The sequence below is a fragment of the Bradyrhizobium sp. SZCCHNGR1005 genome (assembly GCF_032489995.1).
In the GTDB taxonomy this organism is placed as follows: domain Bacteria; phylum Pseudomonadota; class Alphaproteobacteria; order Rhizobiales; family Xanthobacteraceae; genus Bradyrhizobium.
Genome location: NZ_JAUEZC010000010.1, coordinates 189516 through 211493 on the forward strand (window position 1 = coordinate 189516; position 21978 = coordinate 211493).

21 protein-coding genes and 1 pseudogene are annotated in these 21978 nt (G+C 63.6%); 11 read left to right on the forward strand and 11 right to left on the reverse strand.

Going from position 1 to position 21978, the window contains the following annotated elements; genetic code table 11:
- Positions 1-9: 9 nt before the first annotated feature.
- The 3 genes from purS (at position 10) to QXZ85_RS30400 (ending at position 2543) form a co-directional block, all read left to right on the forward strand.
- Positions 10-252, forward strand: a complete 243-nt coding sequence (purS, locus tag QXZ85_RS30390; RefSeq protein ID WP_315706343.1) for a phosphoribosylformylglycinamidine synthase subunit PurS — start codon at positions 10-12, stop codon at positions 250-252.
- A gap of 84 nt (positions 253-336) precedes the next feature.
- Positions 337-1038, forward strand: coding sequence for a phosphoribosylformylglycinamidine synthase subunit PurQ (gene purQ, locus QXZ85_RS30395; protein ID WP_315706055.1), 702 nt, complete (start codon positions 337-339; stop codon positions 1036-1038).
- A 116-nt stretch (positions 1039-1154) separates the two neighbouring features.
- Positions 1155-2543, forward strand: a complete 1389-nt coding sequence (locus QXZ85_RS30400; RefSeq protein ID WP_315706054.1) for a DUF1236 domain-containing protein — start codon at positions 1155-1157, stop codon at positions 2541-2543.
- Positions 2544-2645: 102 nt separating this feature from the next.
- On the opposite strand, the gene QXZ85_RS30405 is transcribed toward QXZ85_RS30400, so the two are convergent.
- A complete protein-coding gene (locus QXZ85_RS30405) occupies positions 2646-3128 on the reverse strand; it encodes a PaaI family thioesterase (protein WP_315768755.1) in 483 nt (160 codons plus the stop codon).
- 214 nt (positions 3129-3342) lie between these two features.
- Here QXZ85_RS30405 and purL point away from each other — a divergent pair, with 214 nt between their 5' ends.
- Entirely contained in the window at positions 3343-5553 is a 2211-nt protein-coding gene (purL, locus tag QXZ85_RS30410; RefSeq protein WP_315741795.1) for a phosphoribosylformylglycinamidine synthase subunit PurL, read from the forward strand.
- A 154-nt stretch (positions 5554-5707) separates the two neighbouring features.
- Here purL and QXZ85_RS30415 read toward each other — a convergent pair whose 3' ends face one another.
- Positions 5708-6904 carry an acyltransferase gene (locus tag QXZ85_RS30415; RefSeq protein WP_315706053.1) on the reverse strand — a complete coding sequence of 399 codons (1197 nt, stop codon included), beginning with the start codon at positions 6902-6904 and terminating at the stop codon, positions 5708-5710.
- A gap of 275 nt (positions 6905-7179) precedes the next feature.
- Here QXZ85_RS30415 and QXZ85_RS30420 point away from each other — a divergent pair, with 275 nt between their 5' ends.
- On the forward strand, positions 7180-7353 hold the full coding sequence (locus QXZ85_RS30420; protein ID WP_315706052.1) for a DUF1328 domain-containing protein: 174 nt from the start codon (positions 7180-7182) through the stop codon (positions 7351-7353).
- A 74-nt stretch (positions 7354-7427) separates the two neighbouring features.
- Here the strand turns inward: QXZ85_RS30420 and QXZ85_RS30425 are convergent, their stop codons facing one another.
- Positions 7428-7790, reverse strand: coding sequence for a DUF427 domain-containing protein (locus QXZ85_RS30425; protein WP_315706051.1), 363 nt, complete (start codon positions 7788-7790; stop codon positions 7428-7430).
- 262 nt (positions 7791-8052) lie between these two features.
- Between QXZ85_RS30425 and QXZ85_RS30430 the strand changes: the two genes are divergently transcribed.
- Entirely contained in the window at positions 8053-8289 is a 237-nt protein-coding gene (locus QXZ85_RS30430; protein ID WP_315706050.1) for a BolA family transcriptional regulator, read from the forward strand.
- 15 nt (positions 8290-8304) lie between these two features.
- Here QXZ85_RS30430 and egtD read toward each other — a convergent pair whose 3' ends face one another.
- A complete protein-coding gene (egtD, locus tag QXZ85_RS30435; protein ID WP_315706049.1) occupies positions 8305-9276 on the reverse strand; it encodes an L-histidine N(alpha)-methyltransferase in 972 nt (323 codons plus the stop codon).
- 70 nt (positions 9277-9346) lie between these two features.
- The gene (gene egtB, locus QXZ85_RS30440; protein ID WP_315706048.1) at positions 9347-10600 is read right to left on the reverse strand and encodes an ergothioneine biosynthesis protein EgtB; all 1254 of its coding nucleotides are present in this window, start codon (positions 10598-10600) and stop codon (positions 9347-9349) included.
- Positions 10601-10885: 285 nt separating this feature from the next.
- Between egtB and grxD the strand changes: the two genes are divergently transcribed.
- Both grxD and QXZ85_RS30450 read left to right on the forward strand, forming a co-directional pair.
- Complete coding sequence (gene grxD / locus QXZ85_RS30445) at positions 10886-11224, forward strand: Grx4 family monothiol glutaredoxin (RefSeq protein ID WP_315741436.1); 339 nt, start codon at positions 10886-10888, stop codon at positions 11222-11224.
- A gap of 327 nt (positions 11225-11551) precedes the next feature.
- Complete coding sequence (locus QXZ85_RS30450; protein WP_315741793.1) at positions 11552-12751, forward strand: serine hydrolase domain-containing protein; 1200 nt, start codon at positions 11552-11554, stop codon at positions 12749-12751.
- A gap of 10 nt (positions 12752-12761) precedes the next feature.
- On the opposite strand, the gene QXZ85_RS30455 is transcribed toward QXZ85_RS30450, so the two are convergent.
- The 6 genes from QXZ85_RS30455 to murI form a co-directional block, all read right to left on the reverse strand.
- Entirely contained in the window at positions 12762-13829 is a 1068-nt protein-coding gene (locus tag QXZ85_RS30455) for a threonine aldolase family protein (protein WP_315706046.1), read from the reverse strand.
- 23 nt (positions 13830-13852) lie between these two features.
- The gene (locus tag QXZ85_RS30460; RefSeq protein WP_316175437.1) at positions 13853-14404 is read right to left on the reverse strand and encodes a hypothetical protein; all 552 of its coding nucleotides are present in this window, start codon (positions 14402-14404) and stop codon (positions 13853-13855) included.
- Between the two features lie 189 nt (positions 14405-14593).
- Entirely contained in the window at positions 14594-15211 is a 618-nt protein-coding gene (gene rpsD, locus QXZ85_RS30465) for a 30S ribosomal protein S4 (RefSeq protein ID WP_315706044.1), read from the reverse strand.
- 251 nt (positions 15212-15462) lie between these two features.
- Positions 15463-16275 carry an acyltransferase gene (locus QXZ85_RS30470; RefSeq protein WP_316175439.1) on the reverse strand — a complete coding sequence of 271 codons (813 nt, stop codon included), beginning with the start codon at positions 16273-16275 and terminating at the stop codon, positions 15463-15465.
- A 214-nt stretch (positions 16276-16489) separates the two neighbouring features.
- Entirely contained in the window at positions 16490-17260 is a 771-nt protein-coding gene (locus QXZ85_RS30475) for an HpcH/HpaI aldolase family protein (RefSeq protein ID WP_316175441.1), read from the reverse strand.
- 21 nt (positions 17261-17281) lie between these two features.
- Positions 17282-18079 (reverse strand): glutamate racemase, encoded by a 798-nt coding sequence (gene murI / locus QXZ85_RS30480; RefSeq protein WP_315762090.1) that lies wholly within the window; start codon positions 18077-18079, stop codon positions 17282-17284.
- Between the two features lie 1402 nt (positions 18080-19481).
- On the opposite strand from murI, the gene QXZ85_RS30485 reads away from it, so the two are divergent.
- The 3 genes and pseudogenes from QXZ85_RS30485 to QXZ85_RS30495 all read left to right on the forward strand — a co-directional run.
- On the forward strand, positions 19482-20330 hold the full coding sequence (locus QXZ85_RS30485) for a hypothetical protein (protein WP_316168769.1): 849 nt from the start codon (positions 19482-19484) through the stop codon (positions 20328-20330).
- A gap of 363 nt (positions 20331-20693) precedes the next feature.
- A complete protein-coding gene (locus QXZ85_RS30490; protein WP_316168771.1) occupies positions 20694-21065 on the forward strand; it encodes a hypothetical protein in 372 nt (123 codons plus the stop codon).
- A 168-nt stretch (positions 21066-21233) separates the two neighbouring features.
- A pseudogene (locus QXZ85_RS30495) lies at positions 21234-21978 on the forward strand (IS3 family transposase); the annotation flags it as partial.

A 21978-nucleotide genomic window follows, 5' to 3' on the forward strand; every position in this document is an offset into this window, starting at 1 on the left:
GTGAGTGACGTGAAAGCGCGTGTCACGGTGACGTTGAAATCCGGCATCCTCGATCCGCAAGGAAAGGCGATCGAGGGGGCCTTGAAGTCGCTCGGCGTCGATGGCGTTGCCAGCGTCCGGCAGGGCAAGGTGTTCGACATCGAGCTCGCCGGTGCCGACAAGGCCAAGGCAGAAGCTGCGCTGAAGGCCGCGGCCGACAAGCTGCTCGCCAACACGGTGATCGAGAATTACCGGGTGGAGCTGTTGGGGTAGGCGTCCTCCGCCCTCTCCCGAGCGACATTTGGACCACGCTCTCCCACAAGGAGAGAGGCTAAGCACACAGGGCCAGTTGAGGCTATGAAATCCGCCGTCCTCGTCTTCCCCGGCATCAATCGCGAGCGCGACATGGCGCGCACGCTGCGCCTGATCTCCGGCCATGAGCCGGCGATGGTCTGGCACGCGGAGAGTTCGCTGCCGAAGGGCACCGACCTCGTGGTGGTGCCAGGCGGCTTCTCCTATGGCGATTATCTGCGCTGTGGCGCGATCGCGGCCCGCGCGCCTGTCATGGATGCGGTGCGCGACTTCGCCGCCAAGGGCGGGCTCGTGCTCGGCGTCTGCAACGGCTTCCAGATCCTCTGCGAGTCCGGCCTGTTGCCGGGCGTGCTGATGCGCAATGAGAAGCTTAAGTTCATCTGCAAGGACGTGCATCTGCGCGTCGAGCGCTCGGATTCGCCGTTCACGCGCGGCTACAACGCCGGGCAAGTGATCCGTGTCCCGGTCGCTCATGGCGAGGGCAACTACGAAGCGGATGAAGAGACGTTGAAGCGTCTCGAAGGCGATGGCCGCATTCTCTATCGCTACTGCTCGCCGGAAGGCGCGGTCGATGCGGATGCCAACATCAATGGCGCGGCACATTCGATCGCCGGCATCGTCAACGAGAACGGGAATGTGCTCGGCATGATGCCGCATCCCGAGAATCACGTCGAAGACATCATGGGCTGCACCGACGGCCGTGGTCTCTTCGCGGGCCTCGTGGCCCATCTCGACCGCGCGGCGTAACGCGTCCGGCGAAATCGTTCCTTAAATTTTTGCAGCGGTCGCGCGCAACGGCGTGCGGCCCGTGGCGTTGTATGCCCGTTCCACGGGGCAGGGGAACCCCAGGAGGAGGTTCACCCATGACGACGACATCGAAATATTGGCTTGGCACTGCGGCCATCGCGCTGGCGCTGGCGACCGGCTCGGGCGTAGCTCTCGCCCAGAGCCAACCTGACATGAAGCACGAGGGCGCACGCACCGAGCAGCCCTCGACATCTCACGAGGCGAGCCGTCCGGGCAGCGAAGCCAAGGGGTCTGCTGCCGGCGAACGCTCGGGCGCCGCCGAGCGCGCCGGCTCTGAGATGAAGCAGAGCGCGCAGGACCAGCGGCGCGGGGAAGGCGGCGCATCGTCCGGCCGTGAGCAGGCTGAAGAGCGACACTCCCGCGACAGCAAGCAGACCGTCGGCCAAGGCGCGGCGCAGTCCGACAAGGCCGGATCGAATGCGGCGCAGTCTGAAAAGAGCGAGCGTTCGCCATCCTCCAGCGCTCAGCGCGACCAGCACGAAGGCCGCGACGCCAAGGAGGCGACGGAGACCAAGCGGCAGCAGGGCCAGACGGACGAGCGCAAGGGCGAGAACCGTGCCGCCGAAACCGGCAAATCCAGCCAGCCGAACCAGCCGCAGGACCGTGAGGCCGATCGTCACGACCGCAATGCCACCGGCTCCGCGCAGCAGAGCCAGGAGCAGCGCAAGGCTACCGATCGCGCCGCGGAGAAGCAGGGCACCGAGCGCAATAGCCAGGCGACGACCCAGTCGAATCGCCCGGACAACAACGCCGCCGCGCAGCAGCCAATGCCTCGCGGCAGCTCGACTGCGCAGCAGAATGCGCAGCCTGGACAGGCGACCGGCCAGGCTCAGAACCAAAACCAGAACCAGCCCGACCGCAACGGCTCGCGCATGTCGGCCTCGGTGAATGACCAGCAGCGCACGCAGGTGGTCGACCGGCTGCGCCGCGACCGCGATCTCGACCAGGCGCGGACCGATATCAACATCAACATCAATGTCGGTGAGCGCCTGCCGGAGCGGGTGCGGCCGCGTCCGCTGCCGGCTGATATCGTGTCCATCGTGCCCGAATATCGCGATTACGAGTACACCGTGGTTCACGACGAGATCGCAATCGTCGATCCGCGCAGCCGCGAGATCGTCGATGTCATTCCGGAGCGCGGCGTCAGCGCCGACAGCGGCTATGGCTACGCGTACAGCGGCGGCCGCTCGCGGATCGTGCTCTCGGACGAGCAGCGCCAGATCCTGCGCCGCGCTTCAGGCGAGTCGACCACGGTGGGCACGGCCTCATCATCGTCCTCCGGGTCGAACTGCTTGACCTTGCGGCGTGTGCCGGACGAGCTCGCCCAAAGCAACCCGGAGCTGGCTTCCTATCAGTACGTCGCGATCGGTGATCAGTTCGTGCTGGTCGACCCGCAAAATCAGAAGGTCGTTCAGGTGATCGATCCGCAGCAGCAACAGCAGTAAGCGGTCGCAGGCTACGACCGGAAGCGCGGCTTGATCGCGCTTCCGGTCGATTCGTGCTCAAGCCCCCCAGACAGGGCGAGGAAGCTCGTCGGTATCTCCGTACTAAGGCGAACTGACCGTCTCCGGCGTCCGCCGCTTGACCCGCTTGATGGTGCCGGAGAACGAGAACAGCGGCCGCGTACCGGACTTCAGCATGCCGCGCAAAAAGATCAGCGAGGCGCCGGCGCGGGTGACCTCGCCGGTGGCCTCGACCAGCTCGCCTTCGCGGGCGGCATCGAGGAATTCGGAAGCAAATGAGACGGTTACGCCCGGACCTTGCAGGATCGGTGCAGCGAAAGCGAACAGGCAATAGTCCGCGAACGTCATCAAGCAGCCGCCGTGGACGTTGCCGGCGCCATTGAGGTGCTTCTTCTCCACCCGGAACGCACAGCGAATCGAGCCGTCGTCCTCCATCCGGTGCCAGAACGGCCCGGTATGGCTCTCATAGCTGTCGCGCAGCCAGGTGCGCCAGCCGGCGAATTCGCCTTCGGTGGCGATATGGAGGCCGGGACGGTTGTCGAAGGCGGATCGGGCGAGGTCGTGCACGGGCAAGGGCCTTTAACTGCTGGTTTGCCGTCTTAAATCCGATTGACCGCCGATCTGCAAATCGGTGGACCGGTCGGCGGGGTAAAGCTCTGGACAGGGCGGAATAGGGCCGTAAAAGGCCTTTTCCGGCCCGGCCGATGTTTCTATGAACGCAACTGACGCCCCCGATCCCGGTGGGATGGTCAAGGCGCGGTTTCCGCGAGAATCCGACACGATGCACAGCAACGAACCGCAGATCACCCCCGAGATCGTCGCCGCCCACGGCCTGAAGCCGGACGAATATGAGCGCATCCTGCAGCTGATCGGGCGGGTCCCGACCTTCACCGAGCTCGGCATCTTCTCGGCGATGTGGAACGAGCACTGCTCGTACAAGTCATCGCGCATCCATCTGCGCGGGCTGCCGACCAAGGCGCCCTGGGTGATCCAGGGCCCGGGCGAGAACGCCGGCGTGATCGACATCGGCGACGGCCAGGCGGTCGTGTTCAAGATGGAGAGCCACAACCATCCGAGCTACATCGAGCCCTACCAGGGCGCGACCACCGGGGTCGGCGGCATCCTGCGCGACGTCTTCACGATGGGCGCCCGCCCGATCGCTTGTCTCAATGCGCTGTCTTTCGGCGCGCCGGAGCATCCCAAGACGCGGCACCTCGTGTCCGGTGTGGTCGCGGGCATCGGTGGCTACGGCAATTCCTTCGGCGTGCCGACGGTCGGCGGCCAGATGCGCTTCCACACCCGCTACGACGGCAACATCCTGGTCAACGCGATGGCGGTCGGCCTCGCCGAGGCCGACAAGATCTTCTATGCGGCGGCCTCCGGCGTGAACATGCCGATCGTCTATCTCGGCTCCAAGACCGGCCGCGACGGCATCCACGGCGCCTCGATGGCCTCGGCCGAGTTTGACGATGCCTCGGAAGAGAAGCGGCCGACCGTGCAGGTCGGCGATCCCTTTGCCGAGAAGCTCCTGCTGGAGGCTTGCCTGGAGATCATGGCGGCCGATTGCGTGATCGCGATCCAGGACATGGGCGCGGCGGGCCTGACCTGCTCGGCGGTGGAGATGGGCGCCAAGGGCGATCTCGGCGTCGACCTCGACCTCGATGCGGTGCCGACCCGCGAGATCGGCATGAGCGCCTATGAGATGATGCTCTCGGAAAGCCAGGAGCGCATGCTCATGGTGCTGAAGCCGGAGAAAGAAAAGGAGGCGGAAGCGATCTTCCGCAAATGGGGGCTCGACTTCGCCGTGGTCGGCTATACCACGCCGAGCAAGCGCTTCATCGTCAAGCATGGCGGCGACGTGATGGCCGACCTGCCGATCAAGGAGCTGGGCGACGAGGCGCCGCTCTATGATCGGCCGCATGTCGCTTCGCCGGCGCTGCCGGTGATTCATGCCCGCGACGTCAAGGCGCCGATGGACATCATTCCGGCGCTGGAGAAGCTGCTCGCAACGCCTGACCTGTGCTCCAAGCGCTGGGTGTGGGAGCAGTATGACCACGTCATCCTCGGCAACACGGTGCAGCGGCCGGGCGGCGATGCCGCCGTGGTCCGCGTGCAGGAGGGGCCGAAGGGCTTGGCGCTGACCGTCGACGTCACGCCGCGCTATTGCGAGGCCGACCCGTTCGAGGGCGGCAAGCAGGCGGTGGCGGAAGCCTGGCGCAACATCACCGCGGTCGGCGGCCGGCCGCTCGCCATCACCGACAACCTCAATTTCGGCAATCCGGAACGGCCTGAGATCATGGGGCAGTTCGTCGGCTGCCTGAAGGGCATTTCGGAGGCCTGCCGCACGCTCGACTTCCCGGTCGTGTCCGGCAACGTGTCGCTCTACAACGAGACCAACGGCAGGGCGATCCTGCCGACGCCTTCGATCGGCGGCGTCGGCCTCCTCGACGACTTCACCAAATCGGCGACGCTTGCGTTCAAAACGGAAGGCGAGGCGATCCTGCTGGTGGGCGAGACCCATGGCTGGCTCGGCCAATCGGTCTACTTGCGCGAGCTCTGTGGTCGCGAGGAGGGCGCGCCGCCGCCGGTCGATCTCGACGCCGAGAAACGTAATGGCGATGTGGTTCGCGGCATGATCCATGCGGGCACTGCGACTGCTGTGCATGATCTGTCCGATGGCGGACTTCTCGTTGCGATTGCCGAGATGGCGATGGCATCGGGCATCGGCGCGCGGCTGTTGGCTGCATCCGGCGCGATCGTGCCGCACGCCTATTGGTTCGGCGAGGACCAGGCTCGCTACCTCGTCACGGTGCCGGAGAGTGAGGCGGGCCGGGTGCTTGCGAAGATGCGCGGCTGCGGCATTCCCTGCGTCAGGATCGGCACCACCGGCGGCGACGCCATCGCGATCGCCGGCGAGGCCTCGGTCGCGGTCGAAGCGTTGAAGACGCGGTTCGAGAACTGGTTGCCGGCCTACATGAGCGGCGAGCTGTAGGGGGCATTGCCTGCTCGTCGTCCCGGCCAAGCGAAGCGCGAGCAGGGAGCCAACTCCCAGGCCGGAGTTGGCTTACGCGCTGGTCGAAGATCGCGGGGACGACAGCGGTATTTGTTCGTCGTGCGCAATCTCGCTCTTGTGATTGCGGATCGCTCTACAACACGCTGTTTGCACCGGGAATCTGCCGCAGCGCCCGCGTCGCGCCCCAGCTCAGCAGCAGCGTGCCGACAAAGGCGATCGTAGCCTTGACGATCGCTGGCAGGTGGAAGTCGAACAGCCAGTATTGGATCCACAATACGAACGGATAATGCACCAGGAAGATGCCGTAGGCGTCGGCCTGCATGCGATCGAGCACGGAGAATTCCGAGCGCCGATTGTTCAGGAAGTAGGCGAGAATGCAGAACATCATGCCGGCGCTGAACACCGCAAAGAACAGGCCGTAGCTTGCTTCATACCAGTCGGGCTGGTCCGGAGGATTGCCCAGCACCTCGCGCTTGATCGCGATCAGGCCCCATAGCAGGCAGTACGGGATCAGCGTGGCGATGATCCAGCGCGGCAGCCCGTCTTGCGAGAGCTGGCCATCGGCGCCCAGCACGCCGCGCTCGAAATTGGCCGCTCCAATGCCGGCTCCAACGTAGAAATAGGCCGCATAGAGCAGCACACGGCTCGTCTGCACCGAAAAAGGGCCGAATTCGAACCATTCGTTTGGACCGAAATAGACCCGCGAGGGGACATAGACGATTGCGGTGAGGGCGACCAGGAACAGGAAGACGGTGCGCGGCCGGTCGAAGCCGCGCAGCGATAGCCGGTTGATCGGATCGAGCAGGTTCGGCGACAGCTGATGGAGCAAGCAAGCCGAGAGATCGAAGGCGAGCAGCACCCAGACGAACCAGACCGGGCCGCTTGGCCATGGGCCAATCGTGACGGTGGTCCACCAGAAGGCGGAAAAGCTTGTGCCGGGATTGGCTCGCAATTCGATCGCATAATAGGCGAGCGGGATGATGGTCAGGGTGGCGATGGCGAAAGGCAGGCCGAGCCGCAACAGGCGATCGCGCAAGAAGACATGCGGCGCCTTGTGCTTCAGTCCCGGCCACACGAACAGCCCCGACAGGAAGAAGAACATCGCCATGAAGAAACTGTCGGTGGCGAGCACGATGCAGTCGAAACCTATGAACGAGCTCGGGTCCGTGTGTCCGAAATAGGTGTAGGGGATGACACTGTGGTGCAGCACGACCACGATGGTCAGGAACGTGCGCGCGTGGTCGAGCGCGGCATTGCGCGCCCTGGTGTGCGGCAGCGTTTGGAGTTCCACCTTTCCAGCCGCAGCGGATTGCGAAACCGAGATGACCATGCGAGCCCGCCCCCTGATGCCCTGATTCCGCAACCCGCAAATGAGCTTGCCGAGCGAACTTCGGAATCGAAGCACTCGTTCCATGTTGTCGGTTGCACTGCAAATGGCAAGGGCAGCGCACCATGTTGCTCAGTCTGTCTTGCGGAAACACCCCCGTTCCGGCGGCGGCTGGCGCTCGCTCTCCGCGCATTCGCTGGAACTGTCTCCAACCCTCCTCGTTAATCACGTGGACTGCGCCGCTGCGGCGCACAATTCACTACTGGGAGGATTGGACCGTGACACTTCTGAGATGGGCGCTGCTCTTCTTCGTGATCTCGGTGGTCGCCGGCATTCTCGGCTTCACCGGAATCTCGGCGGCTTCCGCCGACATCGCGCGCATTCTGTTCTACATCTTCCTCGTGATCTTCCTGGTGCTCTTGGTCCTCGGACTTACGGTCTTCAGGGTATAGCGTTGTGTGCCGATACCGTTGGCCCTCCGGCGTCCGGTGCCTTCGCGCCAGACGCTGGAGGCTGAACGATGGAGTCAGCCGGCCACTTCCTCGATCCTGACCCTGTCCGGGTAGAACGCCAGATAGCCCGAGATCTCGGCCATGGCCGGGAACGGCGTCTCATACGTCCAGATCGCATTATCCAGCGTCTTGCCGTCTGCGGCGACGCTGAAATAACTGGCGTCGCCCTTGTACGGACAATGCGTTACACGCTCGGTGCGCTGAAGCAGCTCCATCTTGGTGTCCGCGCGTGGCACATACTGGACGGCGGGATAGCTTGCCTCCTTCAAGGTCAGCGCCTTCGTGGTGTCGGCGATCACCACGCCGTCGGCTATGACGCGCACCCGGTTCGGATTCGCGGTAATCGTGATCGGATGATCTGGTCCCGGGAGTTTCATGACGGGTTGGCCTCCAAATCGCCGCAGGCAAGCAAGTCGCCGCAGGCAAAATAAGTCGCTCCGGATAAAATCCGCCGCAGATCATGCGGTCTGCTCGTCCCCGGCGCTGTGGTGGTTATATAGGCACTTGAGAGGTGACGCTGGAAGCGGTTCGGGCTAAATTTCCGCATCACGGTCGCGCGAGAGGGCCTTGATTCGCGCCGCTCAATCGGCACGAATGAGCGCGACGATCGATTGGCTCAACTGAAGGAGACAAACTGGGATGCCGATGGATGCCCGCGATATCGAAGCGATGATCAAGGCTGCGATCCCTGATGCCGAGGTGACGATCCGCGATCTCGCCGGCGATGGCGACCATTATGCGGCGACCGTCATTTCCGAATCCTTCCGGGGCAAGTCCCGTGTCCAGCAACATCAGGTCGTCTATCAGTCCCTGCGCGGGCAGATGGGCGGTGTTCTGCACGCGCTGGCGCTCCAGACCGGCGTGCCGGAGCGCTGAAACCGGCCGCTTTCTTTACGGCTCCGCGACCAGCGCGTGAACCGAGAACATCTTCGCGTCATCGGTCCAGGTCGTCCTGACTCTCCAGCTCGAGGCGTGGGCGAGGGCGTCAAAGCGCTCGATACTGTATTTGTAGCTGTTTTCGGTGTGGATGCTTTCGCCTGCCCGAAAGTGGAAGCCCGCGCCGAGCAGGCGCACCGTCTGCGGCTTCTTGGCGATCAGGTGCATCTCGACCCGGTGCTGCTCCCGATTGTAGATCGCATCGTGAGCAAAGGCGGATACGTCAAAATTGCCGCCCAGTTCGCGGTTGATCCGGACCAGGAGATTGAGGTTGAAGCGCGCCGTCACGCCGGCTGCATCATTATAGGCCGCGTGCAGGATCCGCTCATCCTTCTCCAGGTCGACGCCGACGATCATCAGCGCGCCCGGGCCGAGGATCTCACGTGCCGAGCGGAGAAAGCGGCAGGCTTCGTGCGGCTCGAAATTGCCGATCGTCGAGCCCGGGAAGAAGCCGACCTTGGGCAGGTCCTCGATGACATCAGGCAATCTGAATGCTGTCGTGAAATCTGCCGTGACCGGATGCACCGCCAAAGCCGGAAAATCGTGGCGCAGAGCGTCGGCTTGCGCATTCAGGAATTCCCCGGAAATATCGACGGGTACATAGGCGGCGAAGTTGCAGCTTTTCAGCAGAAGCCGAACCTTGGTCGTAGCGCCGGCGCCGAACTCGACCAGCGCCGCACCCTCGGGAATGATCGCCGCAATATCTGGCCCGCGATCGCGAAGAATGCCGAGTTCGGTCCGGGTCGGATAGTATTCCGGCAGGCGCGCGATCTGCTCGAACAACTCAGAGCCAGTGCCGTCATAAAAGTATTTGGGTGACAGCTGCTTGCGGCTTTCCGAGAGGCCCGCGACGACATCTTTCGCAAATGCCGAGGTCTGTTCATCGGGCAGATGCGCATTGGCCAAGGCAGACATGTGCATACTCATGAGACTCTCCTCAACACGCAATCCCGCGCGCTGCGATCGAAAACTGGAGACGGGTCGAAGACGGCGGTAGTCAGGCGTAATCGGCGAGCCGCAGCCCCGTGAACTGCCAGCGGTGGTGCGGGTAGAAGAAATTGCGATAGCTGATACGGCTATGACCGGCCGGCGTTGCGAGCGACGAGCCGCGCAGCACGAGTTGATTGACCATGAACTTCCCGTTGTATTCGCCGAGCGCGCCTTCTGTGGCGCGATAGCCGGGATAGGGAGCATAGGCGCTGCGGGTCCATTGCCAGACGATGCCAAAGGCGTCGTGAAGTTCGTTGCTGCGCGCGGCAACCTCCCATTCCATTTCGGTGGGCAGGTGTTTGCCGCTCCAGCGTGCGAAAGCATCTGCCTCGTAATAGCTGACGTGACAGACCGGCGCATCGGGATCGATTGGCCTGAGTCCACCGAGCGTCATGATCTTCCATTCATCACCGACCCTGTACCAATGACCGGGGGCTTGCCAGCCATCCTTGGCGGCGGTTGCGAAGCCGTCCATCAGCCAAAGGGTCGCTGTTTCGTAGCCGCCGTCCTTCATGAAGGCGAGCCACTCGGCGTTGGTGACGAGATTGCGTGCAAGCTTCACCGGGCCGACCAGCGCGCGATGCGCGGGTTTTTCATTGTCGAAATGGAAGCTGGTGCCGGAATGACCGATGGTATGGATGCCTTCCGGCAGCGTCACCCACGCGTCGCCGCCTCGGTTTGACGACGGAAAGCGCCAATTGACGTCGTAGGCTGGAGCGACCGGATTTTGCGCGAAAGCATGCAGGATGTCGGTAAGCATCAATTCTTGATGCTGCTGCTCGTGGTTCAGCCCCACCTCGATCAGTGGAGCGACGGCGGACAACATCGATGCATCCGACGCACCCAGGAATTCGACCACGGCCGCATCGACATGATGGCGATAGGCGCCGATCTCCTCGACGCCGGGGCGCGTGATGAGACCGCGCGCGCCACGGGTATGGCGCGGGCCGGCGCTGACATAATAGGAGTTGAACAGGAAGGCGTAGTCAGGGTGAAAGGGCTGGTAGCCTTTACAATGGTCCGTCAGCAGAAACTGCTCGAAGAACCATGTCGTGTGCGCGCGGTGCCATTTGGCCGGGCTTGCATCCGGCATCGACTGCACGACCTGGTCCTCGGGGCTCAGGGGGGCCGCGCGGCGCTCGGTTTCGCCGCGCACCGCCAGATAGGCCTCGATCAGATTCCGGGCGAGCGGCTCGGAGCCGAGGGGTGGCGCTGGGGCGATCGGGGACAGCGTGGCCGCGGCGGAGGCTTGACTGGTCACGAGGAGCTCCGTGTGGATGGGGAAAACGTTGCTCAGGGAAACAGGTTCCAGACAGTCCGTCCTAGATAGGGGCTCGGTTGCAGGATAAAACCCTCGACCGGCCATTATATTGTTCCCATCAGCCCATCGATTTCCGGCCCGTCCTTTGCATGCCTGCTCTTCGGCATTTTACTTTGGCGAAACAAGCATTTGCGCTACATATAGATTCAGTGAAGGTTTGCCGGGGACCGAGCCGGTCCGACCACCCGGCGGCAGGGGGCTTCAATCGCCCCAGAGGAAGCGAAAATGAGCATCGATCAATTCATTGAAAATGAAGTGAAGTCGAACGACGTCGTGTTGTTCATGAAGGGCACGCCGCAGTTTCCGCAGTGCGGCTTCTCTGGCCAGGTGGTGCAAATCCTCGATCATGTTGGCATCGGATATAAGGGCCTGAACGTGCTGGAGTCTGCCGAACTCCGCAACGGCATCAAGGTCTATTCGAACTGGCCGACCATCCCCCAGCTCTACGTCAAGGGTGAGTTCGTCGGCGGTTGCGATATCGTGCGCGAGATGTTCCAGAGCGGCGAGCTGCAGCAGTTGTTCGCGGACAAGGGCATCCCGGCCGGCACGGCAGCCTCCGCCTGAGCTTCCCGGCCCGCAAGATCGGCGCGACGGCGTTCGAGGTCGTCATTGCCGACATTGCGGGCGGATGGGCTTCCCGCGATCTCAACCGGCCTCTAGCGCCCTCTGGCCGAACGCGCCGCGCCCATCGCGGTCGGCGTGACGATCGAGGCTACGCGGGAGGAAACCTACCTCAGTCAGATTGTTTTCTGCTGCTTCTCGGACAAAAGCGCGCAATGGCATGAGCAAGCCCTGAGCGACATCATCGCCCAGGGCAGTTGTTGAGGTTCGTCCGTGGCTATTGGGCCGCTTTCCCGGCGTCAGATACTTGGCGGTCTTGCCGCAGCTGCGATCGTAGGGCTCGCGCACGCCGAACCGCCAGTGACGTCCGCCCGTCATTTCAATTCTCAGGCGCTGCAAAGGGTGGACGACTATTTCCGCCACGAGGTCGCCACCGCCAAGATTCCGGGTGCCGTCGTCCTGATCCAGCAGCACGGCCAGCCTGTCTTTCTTAAGAGCTTCGGCATGCGCAATGCGGCCAGCGCCGCGCCGATGACGCTGGACACGATCTTCCGCCTCTATTCGATGTCGAAGCCGATCACATCCGTGGCAGCGATGATGCTGGTCGATGACGGGCGGCTCAGGCTCGACGATCTCGTATCCAAATACATCCCGGCGTTCGCGGATGTGAAAGTCGCGCTGGCGGCACGCGACGGCAAAACTGTGCAATCGCTACAACCCCCGGCACGCTCGATCACAATCGAGGATCTGCTGCGCCACACCTCCGGCATTACCTACGGCTTCTATGGCGAAACCGCTGTGCGCAAGCTCTATGGGAGCTCGGATCTGTTCGAGGGAGACATCGATAACGCCACCTTCGCGGATCGTCTGGCGAAGCTGCCGCTGGCGGAGCAGCCGGGCACCGTGTGGGACTACGGCCATTCCGTGGATGTGCTGGGCCGCGTCATCGAGGTGGTCTCGGGGCAGACGCTCTATCAGTTCGAGAAGGAAAAGCTGCTCGATCCGCTCGGCATGCTCGATACAGCATTCTCGCTCACCGATCCGGAGAAGCGTGGCCGCGTTGTCGAGCCGCTGCCGCAGGATCGTTTCGACGGGCCGATCGCCGGGCTGGACGATCCCGTCCGGCCGAGGAGATGGGAATCCGGCGGCGCCGGGATGACCGGTACGATTGGCGATTATGCGCGGTTCGTGCAAATGCTGTTGAACGGCGGCACGTTCGACGGCCGCCGCTATCTGAAGGCCGAGACGGTGGCCTCGATGACGCGCGACCATCTCGGCCGGGAGATCGCGCACGATGATTTCTATCATCCCGGACCGGACAGCGGCTTCGGGCTTGGCTTTGCGGTGCGGGTATCCGCCGCACCGCCGTTCACGGCCGGCGAATATCGCTGGGACGGTGTCGGCGGCACCTTCTTCTTCGTCGATCCCAAGGACGACATGTTCGCGGTGGTGATGATGCAATCGCCGTTGCAGCGCGGCCGGATCGAGACCGAGGTGCGGCGCCTGATCTATCAGGCGCTCGCGCCGTAAAGCCGCAGTCTTACGCCGCGCGCACGATCTCCCGGACGTGGCCAATGGTTTCTTCAATCATCGCCGATGTCACGTCGAGATGGGTACAGGCGCGGATGCGGCCGTCCATCATGGCGAGCAGCACGCCGCGCTTGCGCAATTCGCCGACCATCTTCGCACCGGAGACGCCGGCTCCGTCAGGGGTGAAGAACACGAGATTAGTCTCGGGCTCCTGCACCGTTACGCCCTCGATCTGCGATAGCCCCCGCGCGAGCGCTCGCGCATTGGCATGATCATCGGCCAGACGCTCCACATGATGATCGAGCGCATAGAGACACGCCGCGGCGCACACACCGGCCTGGCGCATGGCGCCGCCGAGCCGCTGCTTCCAGCGCCAGACCTCGTCGATGAAGGCGGCACTGCCGGCGAGTACGCCGCCGATCGGCGCCCCCAGTCCCTTGGAGAAATCGATCCAGGCAGAATCCCAGCCTGCGGCCATTTCCGCGGGAGCAATGCCTGTCGCCACCGTCGCATTGAGCAGCCGCGCGCCGTCCATATGGGTTGCCATGCCGTTCGCCTTGGCAATGGCGGCGATCTCGTCGAGCGCGGCTTTCGTCCAGATCGTGCCGCCGCCGATATTGGCGGTCTGCTCCACGCTCACCACCGTCTGCGGCGGCTGGTAGCGGCTGCGCGGGTGCAGCGCGGCGCGCAGTGTGTCCGGCGTGAACTGGCCGTTATCACCCTTGAGCGGCATGATCTGGAAGCCGCCGAGTGCCGCGTGCGCGCCGCCCTCGCGGGAGATGATATGCGCGGTCTCGTGCGCCAGGATCTCATCGCCCGGCCGGCAGTGCACGAGGGTTGCCGCGACATTGCACATCGTGCCTGACGGCATGAATACCGCCGCTTCCTTGCCAAGAAGGCTGGCGACGCGCTCGCATAGCAGGTTGACGGTCGGATCATCGCCGATCTGCTCGTCGCCGACCTCCGCGCGGGCCATCGCCTCGCGCATCGCCGCTGTCGGGCGCGTCTGCGTATCCGATAGAAGATTGATCCGCACGGGCGGGGCGTTCGGATCTCGCGGAGGGGGGGTATAGAACATTGGCTGTGGTCCGCTTCAGGTCTTCAGGCTGCAAGCGGCGGATGTAGCCAGATATCCGGCCGGCGGGAAGGGGCCGTTTCGAACGGCACGGCAACCAGGGGCGGCGCCTCGGCATAGTCGAACAGCCAAGGGACCAACCGGCTCTGCCGCGACGGCGACAGGTAGAACGCGCTGTTCAATCCCGGCGGGCGCTGTCGCCGGACATTCCAACCGACATTCAAGGCAGCCCAGCCGATCAGCATACTTCGCCACTCATCGGCGACTTCGCGCGCATCTTCGAAACAGTGCAAAAGCTCGAGCGCGTGCGGATCGTAAAGAAGCCGGGGGTCCGTAAACGTCAGCCCGCTCTCCAGATGCCGGATGACGTGGGCGGTGGGATCGGATTGAACGTGCCAGTCGGACCGTTCGAGAATGTCAAAGACCGTCGAAGGAAACGTGCCGTCGTTGAACCGGTAGCGAATTCCGGAGGGACGGCCGCGTAACGGGGGCGAGGCCCGCAGCGGCGGCAAGGGGGACGCGGTGACCGCCTCGGTCATCATCGCGCCAAAACCGATACTGCGCCTGTTGAACTCCATGGCGAACGCCCCGCTACTTTACGAACGCAAACATTGAATCACGGGACGGATTCGCTGTCAGCGGGGGGTAAGGCGATTTCGTGGCACCTGTTGCATTCGGGAATCGGTTGCCGATTCACGACAAAAGGCCCCGGCAACGCCGAGGCCTTTGACGACTGCAATTGGTGGCGGGCAAGCCGCCGGTCAAGATCAGCGCGAATAGAACTCGACGATCAGATGCGGCTCCATCTGCACCGCGAACGGCACGTCCGACAGGGCGGGGACGCGCACGAATTTCGCGGTCATCTTGGAGTGGTCGGCCTCGATGTAATCAGGCACGTCACGCTCGGCGAGCTGGGTCGCCTCGAGCACGAAGGCGAGCTGCTTGGAGGCTTCCTTGACCTCGATCACATCGCCCGGCTTGAGCATGTAGCTGGCGATGTTGACCTTGCGGCCGTTCACCTTGATGTGACCGTGATTGATGAACTGGCGCGCGGCGAAGATGGTCGACACGAACTTGGCGCGGAACACCGCCGCATCGAGCCGGCGCTCCAACAGGCCGATCAGGTTCTCGCCGGTGTCACCTTTCAGGCGGCCGGCCTCGACATAGATGCCGTGGAACTGGCGCTCGGAAATGTTGCCGTAATAGCCCTTCAGCTTCTGCTTGGCGCGCAGCTGCACGCCGAAGTCGGAGAGCTTGCCCTTGCGGCGCTGGCCGTGCTGGCCGGGGCCGTATTCGCGGCGGTTCACGGGGCTCTTCGGGCGGCCCCAGATATTCTGGCCCATGCGGCGATCGATCTTGTACTTCGCCTCACTGCGCTTAGTCATCGCGTCCTCTTTTCAAGTCGGAAGTCGTGGGTTGAGGAAACGCGCCCTCCTGTGTGGCCCGAGAGTGTCAGGCCACCGACAGGTCCGGCCCCAAAGCTTGCAAAGGGACGGACCACGGGTCGCGAAACGCTTCGCGGGCCGAAACGGCCCGCGAGCAGGGCGGGTTCTAGGCGAGAAACCGGTGGTTTGTCAAACCCTTCAGCTCCCATTTTGAGCCAGAATCCGACGAAAACCGGCCGAATCCGCCGGGATCAGAGGCCCAAATGGCCGCTGCCCCGCGCCCCGGCCACCCGCACCGGCTCTCGAAGGGCCTTGAGCTCGACCGCACGCAGCCCGCGCAGCTCGGTTGCGATCTCGGTATTGAGCACCTGCTCCAGCTGGCTGAAAACCCGGGCGATCAGGGCCGCATCGGTCACCCGGTGGTCCCAGCGAATCATCACGGCGATGCTGCCGTCCGGCTTGGCCACGTCGAAGCTGAGGATATACGGCCCCGGGCTCAGCGCCTGCAGCTCGCCCCCGCCGTAGGCAGCAACGCCGGTGACGGCGAAAGTGCCGAACCAGTTGCCGCGCTGGCGTGCGAAATTCAGCCCGATCCGCCAGGCCAGCCGCCGCAGCGGCCAGGGCAGGTGCGTCGCCCGCATGATCTTGCGGAACATCGGCACCTCAGCGATCGGCGCCTCCTTGGCATGGCGGATCAGCCGGTCGACCTCGGTGAGCGCAAGCCGGTCCGGTCCACAAACGCACTGCGGCAGAACGCAAGGTTCCCCATCCTCGACGCGGGCGATTGCGACCATCGCCATGCTGCGCGGCAGCTCGTAGAAGCAGGGCCAGGGCCATTTGGCGTAGACGGTGCGCAGCGTCGGTTCGTCACGCGCCACGATCGCGAAGGCCTTGGCGAAAATCGCCGCGAAACCCGGCGGCTGGGCGAGCAGGCCGCGCGCCTCCAGCAGCGCACGGATGTTCAGCGACCGTGCCAGTGATACGAACGGCACGTCTCGTGACGCGAGCATCAAATCGACGATGAGGCGGCGCGGCGGCGATATTTTCTTGCTCGTTCCGCGCATTCCTGTCCCGGACTCCGAAAGGCTCGTTACGGTCTGGCCGACCTCACGCCAGCGACGTAGGGCTTGGCTAGCTACCGTTTATGGTGCCTGCGTGGCAAGCGGCTTCGTCCTGCAGGACAAATCGCCACGGGTCCTCAATCGCTTACTGTGCTGGGCTGGCCCCATCGGGAACTTCCGCCGCGCTGCAGGTAATCGGGGTAAGACCAAGATCGGCTCATCGGCGCTTGATTCCCTCAAAACTCGCCGCGATGCCGCGCTGAAACAACGACCAGTCGAAGCCGAGCGCCAGTGCAACATAACCGCGTGCGATCATCGCATTCGCCTGCTCGGCGGTGCGCGCGACCCCGCCGATCGGTACGCCGCTTCGCAAGATGCCTTGCTCGGCGCGGGCCACCAGCTCCTGCACCTGCGGATCATCGATCAGGCCGCGCTTGTTGATGGAGGTGGCGAGATCGCCGGGGCCGATCACGGCGATGTCGATGCCGGGCGTGGCCATGATCTCGTCGATGCGTTCGACCGCCTCGACATGCTCGATCGTGATCATGCAGATCATGTCGTCGTCGGCGCTCGCCATGTAGTCGGCCATCGAGACGTTCCAGCGGAACGGGGCATGGAACGGCCCCCACAGCCGCTCGCCGCGGGGTGGGTAGCGCAGGCTGCGCGCCGCCTTCTCGGCGTCGGCCCGGCTCGAGATCATCGGAAAATTGATGCCGAGCGCACCGATGTCCATCGGCGCCTTCGCCAGATGCGGCTCGTTGGCGGCGACGCGCGCGAGCGGCACGCAAGGCGTGCCCGCCGTCGCCATGATCATGCCGTGGGCGGTCGAGAGGTCGATCGGCCCGTGCTCCAGATCGACGATGATCCAGTCTAGCGCCTGCGCCATGATCCGCACGGTCTGGATGCTCGGGATGGTGGCGATGGCGCCGAAGGTCGGGCGTCCCTCGCGCCAGGCCTGCTTGAGACGGTTGAGGGGTGGCGTCGGCATCGGCGTCACAACTCCAGGCGATCAGGCCGGCACGCGGCCGCCAAAGAACGGCGTGAAGGCCTCGCTCAGCCGATGCGATTTGTTCGACGTGAAGATCATGGTCGCCCCGGCCGGGTCCGCCGTCGGGCCGGCAGGCCCCAGCAGATCCGATACCCGGCGGGCGATCGCCGGCGCCGGGTCGATCCAGGCGACCGGCCAGGGCGCGAGCCGCGTCAGGCGGTCGAGCAGCAGCGGGAAGTGGGTGCAGGCGAGCACGATGGTGTCGGTGCGATCAGTGGGATCGGCGGGGTCGCCGACGAAACAGGGGGCGATCTCGGCCGCAATGGCGTCGTCGGCCGCGCCGGCCCCGCTCAGCGCGGCCTCGGCAAGCGCGGCAAGCTCCGGCGCGCCGACCAGCGTCACCTCGCAGCCGCCGGCGAAATCGCGGATCAGCGCGCGGGTATATTCGCGCTGCACGGTGGCCTTGGTGCCGAGCACGGAGACACGCTTGGTCTTGGATTGCGCGCAGGCCGGCTTGATCGCCGGCACCGTGCCGACAAAGGGCACGCTATAGGCGGCGCGCAGCGGCGCCAGCACCTGCACCGAGGCGGTATTGCAGGCGATCACGATCAGGTCTGGCCGATGCGCGGCGATCAGGTCCCCCATCAGCGGGACCACGCGGGCGATCAGCGCCTCCTGGGTGTGATGGCCGTAAGGGAAGAAGGCATCGTCGGCGACATAGACGTAATGCGCGTCGGGCCGCGCGCGGACCACCTCGCGCAGCACCGAGAGGCCACCGAGGCCGGAATCGAAGACAAGAATCGTAGGGCTGACTGTCACGGGATGAGTGTAGCTGATTTGGCTTGCGGATTCAGGCGGTAATTATGCGGGTTTTAGGGCGTGGCCGGCGTCCAAGAGTCGCTGTCCTCCCGGCCTTGCGCTGGGACCCATAAGTCCCGGCAAGGCGGTTCGACTCGACGTTCGATGAGTGTGCGCCACCAAATTCCGTCCCGGAGCGGATACGATCCCGCGTCGCTGGACAAGGGAGAGATGCAGGGCCGGCCTGTCGTTTTGGCGCGCTATCCCCGATCTCACCGTCGTCTTGGCGAAAGCCAGGACCCATAACCCCAGGGAGATGTCGTTGTGGTTCGATGGTCCGACCAGCGTGCGGCAACGACTTCATCCTGTGGCTCTGGGTCCCGGCGCAAGGCCGGGACGACGCCGAATATGCTGTTCAGCCATTCGCGCATGATCTCACTGTCCCGCGGCACGAGGTGCCCGGGTTTTGCTGCGTCTCGCTCACCCTCTGAATCGAAGAGGGGGCAGGGAATGCCGGGTGAAGGCCTCACCCATGGCCCGCCTGCAGTAAGAAAAGCAGGCGGCAGTCACCACAGGATCAGCCGAATCATCCGGCATTCCCTGCGCGATGGCTTTAACGGCTGCTTCGCGTTCTCCCCGGTGCGCCGGGCTTTTTGGCCACCGTCGTCCGCGCGAGGCGAAGCCTCGTCGCGAACTTGATACTAGCGTCGGAGTATCAGGACCGCGCGACTTGACCGTGCGTATCGTTGCTGTTCGTCGGCGAGATGAACCCGCTGCAGCCTCGACACGCCCACCGCATCCCGCGCTCAACGTCCGTGACGATCGCGATACGCCCCTCCAGCGAGGCGGGATGGAGCGTAGCATACACGACTTCTGAAAAAGCGAAAGAGAAATCTTCGCTAACGTGGGACGTCCAACCTGGATATTGCTGCCGCTCACGGCCGATTATCGCTGGCTGCTGAACAGTGACGACAGCCCCTGTTACGCTGCCCTTCGCCTGGTCCGGCAGACTGAAAGTCGGAAATATGGAAGTGTCATCGAACGCTCCGTGCCGAACTGTTCGGTCGCGGTTGGGAGCGCTGGTCACGAAGCCAAGCAGGTGTCGCGGATAAAGCGGCTGCGCTTGCCGTTAGGTCTGACTGCGCGAGGGCGCCCGAGCCCTCCACGCGAGCATTTGTGGCGGCGAGGCGGGTACTCACAAATGGTCGTTGATGTCGGCTCCGCTCCATCATCGACCGTCTTGGTGCGAGCGCAGAAAATGTCGCGATGGACCAGAAGGAGACGATCCTCCTAAGCCGCCCATGTAGCGCGTTTTATCTGCAACCTTGATCGTGGTGCACGGAGATCATCTGTGCGACGGTGCCCATCGCCGCCAAGTCTCAGAGGACTCGACAAAACTGAATCGGCACGCAAGAGTTGAGATATGACCAAGCATCGCCTTTCCAGACTACTGATAATGGCCGCCCTGGTGGTTTGCGCTATCTTGGCGGTATGGCCCGGCATTTGGATGCCGATCAGTCTCGACACGCTCAAGGAATGGCAACCGCTTATCGGCGTTGTTCTTGGTGTGGCGGTACTTGCTTTCGGGATGAGAACCGCCATGAGCAGGCAGGAGCCTGTCGATATTCCCGCGTGGCTCAACGTGATTCTCACTTTCGCGTTGGCAATCTTCGCCCTCGCAGCTTGGCTCGACACGAAGGAGCAACTCAGGGCGGCCCGGGATCAGGTCGATGCTGCCAGGGAGGCTCAGCGAGCTTGGTTGACAATTGACGTCAACAAAGTCTCTGCGTTTCGGCTCGTTGGTACGCCTTATCCCGGTCGGTTCGACTACACGACGAACGTCGACCGAACGATCAAGAACATCGGTCATGTCCCTGCGCAAGCGGTGGCGGTTGGTCTCGTCGCGATTGTGCCGAACGCCTCCGACCAGACGCAACAGTTGAAGGAGAGCCAACAAGGCACTTGCGCGAGAGGCAAGCGCGCAGTCGGCTTGACAATCTTCCCCGACGCGACCTCCGCAACGTCTCCCATCACTGTCGTTCATCAAGAGGATTGGCCAAAGACATTTCGGACCCAATCCTATTTGTACCTGGTTGGGTGCGTGATTTATCGAGCCGGCGAGGACAACAAGGACCACCACACCGCCTTTGCCTATAGCCTTGAGCCATCCGAGGATGGATGGATTGATCTCCCGAATGACCCGACACAGATCGACCCTACTAAGATCCGGCTCAATAAGCTGGGCATCTCCGATTTGAATATCGCTGACTAGCCGCTCCACGCCGCAAAAGATGGGATTGAGCGCTGATCATGTCGGCACCCGCACAAGCAGATCAACTCCGAAACGACAGATGCGCATCGGCGACACATATTCGGCTCCGGCGCGGCATGTTCCGTCCGCTGCCGTGTCTTCCGGGCGCATATCTTCGCGCCGGCCAACTTGAGGGCTGAAGATCGCCTCGCGCTTCTTGGTACTCATCGGGGGCGGCTTTACAGCGGCTGTTGCGAACGGGTGCAACGCGACTAAGATTGGCGGGGCGAGATGGCCCAACCACACAACATCTTTGTCCGCTAGTAGAAAACGCCGCAAGAAGGCGAAGCGGCACCGAAGACAATAGCGTCGGGGAATTTGCTGATGACAACCGCACCGTCAAAACCATTTTTCAAGAAATTTACGTTTTGGGTCGGCGTAACGCTTGCCGCAATACCAATCGTTTTTTGCTCCCTTCAGGCCTACGCTGGAAATGTTAGGGTTCCGGAGTTCGGCGCCACATCACTTGGCCTACTGATCGGCATGTTTGCCGGGTTCTTCGTGCAAGAAGTCAAGGAATGGGACAAACACGCTTTAACAAGCGCGGTGCTGGTCCTTACAGGCGGGGGCGTAATGGGATTTCTGCATTGGGCCTCTGGCTCAATGGGCGCTCCCGACACTATTTGGTTTTATCCAGTCGGGCTTCTGGCTGGGTTCGGCGTAGGCACGATTTGGGACGTGGTCGACCCCGCATAGTCCCGCCGCCTGCGTCTCCAAGTGCCTTCTACCATCGCGAGATAGCTATGCCGTTAACAGCCACCGCTGATCTCCCGTTCCGAGCATCGTCCCGCTTTGGTTGGGTGACCTGCCCCTAAGAAATTCCTCCAGACCGAGTTAGAGTCCGCCCTGACGAAGGACGGACAGATGAAGCGAAAGCGGTTCACGGAAGAGCAGATCATAGCGGTGCTGAAGGAGCACGAGGCTGGGGCGAAGACGGCGGACCTGGTCCGCAAGCACGGGATCTCGGAGGCGACGTTCTACAACTGGAAGGCCAAGTTCGGTGGCATGGAGGTCTCGGAGGCGAAGCGTCTTAAGGCTCTTGAGGACGAGAACGCGAAGCTGAAGAAGCTCTTGGCCGAGCAGATGCTCGATGCGGCCGCGCTGCGGGAGCTGCTCTCAAAAAAATGGTAGGGCCTGCCGCCAAGCGCGCCGCAGCGGCGCACCTGCAGGCCGGAATGGGCCTGTCGGAACGGCGGGCCTGTTCGATCGTCGGGGCGGACCGCTCGATGGTCCGCTACCGGTCTCGCCGGCCACCTGACACCGAGCTTAGGGCTCGCTTGCGTGAGCTTGCCAGTGAGCGCCGGCGGTTCGGCTACCGTCGGCTGTTCGTCCTGCTGCGGCGGGAGGGCGAGCCGTCCGGCATCAACCGCATCCACCGGCTCTATCGGGAGGAAGGGCTTGCCGTGCGCAAGCGTCGTGCCCGCCGCAAGGCCGGTGGGGTCCGCGTGCCGATCCTGGTGGAAGCCAGGCCGAACGCACGCTGGTCTCTGGACTTTGTGTCGGACCAGTTCGCCAATGGACGGCGCTTCCGCATCCTCAACATCGTCGATGACGTCACCAAGGAGTGCCTGGGCGCGATCGCCGACACCTCGATCTCGGGCCGGCGGGT

Bases quoted from the DNA above. Each gene is read 5' to 3' on its own strand.
- purQ (WP_315706055.1), top strand. From the start codon at position 337: ATGAAATCCGCCGTCCTCGTCTTCCCCGGCATCAATCGCGAGCGCGAC.
- QXZ85_RS30455 (WP_315706046.1), bottom strand. From the start codon at position 13,829: ATGTTCTATACCCCCCCTCCGCGAGATCCGAACGCCCCGCCCGTGCGG.
- grxD (WP_315741436.1), top strand. From the start codon at position 10,886: ATGAGCATCGATCAATTCATTGAAAATGAAGTGAAGTCGAACGACGTC.
- QXZ85_RS30490 (WP_316168771.1), top strand. From the start codon at position 20,694: ATGACAACCGCACCGTCAAAACCATTTTTCAAGAAATTTACGTTTTGG.
- QXZ85_RS30470 (WP_316175439.1), bottom strand. From the start codon at position 16,275: ATGCGCGGAACGAGCAAGAAAATATCGCCGCCGCGCCGCCTCATCGTC.
- QXZ85_RS30425 (WP_315706051.1), bottom strand. From the start codon at position 7,790: ATGAAACTCCCGGGACCAGATCATCCGATCACGATTACCGCGAATCCG.
- QXZ85_RS30475 (WP_316175441.1), bottom strand. From the start codon at position 17,260: ATGCCGACGCCACCCCTCAACCGTCTCAAGCAGGCCTGGCGCGAGGGA.
- QXZ85_RS30415 (WP_315706053.1), bottom strand. From the start codon at position 6,904: ATGGTCATCTCGGTTTCGCAATCCGCTGCGGCTGGAAAGGTGGAACTC.
- QXZ85_RS30430 (WP_315706050.1), top strand. From the start codon at position 8,053: ATGCCGATGGATGCCCGCGATATCGAAGCGATGATCAAGGCTGCGATC.
- rpsD (WP_315706044.1), bottom strand. From the start codon at position 15,211: ATGACTAAGCGCAGTGAGGCGAAGTACAAGATCGATCGCCGCATGGGC.
- purL (WP_315741795.1), top strand. From the start codon at position 3,343: ATGCACAGCAACGAACCGCAGATCACCCCCGAGATCGTCGCCGCCCAC.
- QXZ85_RS30460 (WP_316175437.1), bottom strand. From the start codon at position 14,404: ATGGAGTTCAACAGGCGCAGTATCGGTTTTGGCGCGATGATGACCGAG.
- egtD (WP_315706049.1), bottom strand. From the start codon at position 9,276: ATGAGTATGCACATGTCTGCCTTGGCCAATGCGCATCTGCCCGATGAA.
- QXZ85_RS30485 (WP_316168769.1), top strand. From the start codon at position 19,482: ATGACCAAGCATCGCCTTTCCAGACTACTGATAATGGCCGCCCTGGTG.
- QXZ85_RS30400 (WP_315706054.1), top strand. From the start codon at position 1,155: ATGACGACGACATCGAAATATTGGCTTGGCACTGCGGCCATCGCGCTG.